A 732-nucleotide genomic window follows, 5' to 3' on the forward strand; every position below is an offset into this window, starting at 1 on the left:
TTCGGCACCAAGGGCGGCGAGATCGAGATGAACGGGCAGCGGGTCGCCGTCCCCGTCTCGACGGACCAGATGAAGACGATCGCGCGGCTGTCGGGCGGGCAGTCCTACACCGCCACGAACCTCAGCGAGCTCAACAAGAGCTACAACGCCATAGAGAACGACATCGGGTATCGCACGGTGCCCGGTCCCGGCAGCGCCGGCTGGCTGCGCCTGGGCGTCGTCGCCGCCCTGATCGCCGCGGCGCTGGCCCTGCTGATCAACCGGCGCCTGCCGACCTGAACGCTCAGGCGGGCAGCCTGCGGTTCAGGAACTCACCGGCCAGGACGGCGCCGGCCAGCAGCACCGCGCCCAGCAGCATCCAGGCGAGGCTGGCGTCGCCCTTCACGGTCTCGTAGCCGATCTGGCGCTGCAGCGTGGAATAGACGCCCTCGAGCGACTCCAGGCTGTCAGCGTGAAACGCCTGGCCGTCGGTGATCTTGGTGATTTCCTGCAGCGTCTGGTCGTCGACGGGCACCGGAATGGTGGCGCCCTCGTACTCGACGGTGCCGTAGGGCGTGCCGAAGGAGATCGTCGAGATCTGCACCTCCTCGGCCTTGGCGGCCCGGGCAGCGGTGAACGCGCCCTGCGGCGCGTTGGGGTCGAGCGGCACGTTTTCGGCGCCGTCGTGCGGATCGCTGGGATTGGTCGGCTTGTTCTCGCCGCCGTCGGACAAAAGCACTATGCGGGCGGTCG

Annotated in this window: 2 pseudogenes; one reads left to right on the plus strand and one right to left on the minus strand. The window is 68.9% G+C overall.

The features are described 5' to 3' along the window. A pseudogene (locus A5764_RS16410) lies at nucleotides 1-279 on the plus strand (hypothetical protein); the annotation flags it as partial. 4 nt (nucleotides 280-283) lie between these two features. Here A5764_RS16410 and A5764_RS16415 read toward each other — a convergent pair. After that, nucleotides 284-732: pseudogene (locus A5764_RS16415) on the minus strand (hypothetical protein); the annotation flags it as partial.

This window comes from Mycobacterium sp. 852002-51057_SCH5723018 (assembly GCF_001667035.1).
GTDB lineage: Bacteria > Actinomycetota > Actinomycetes > Mycobacteriales > Mycobacteriaceae > Mycobacterium.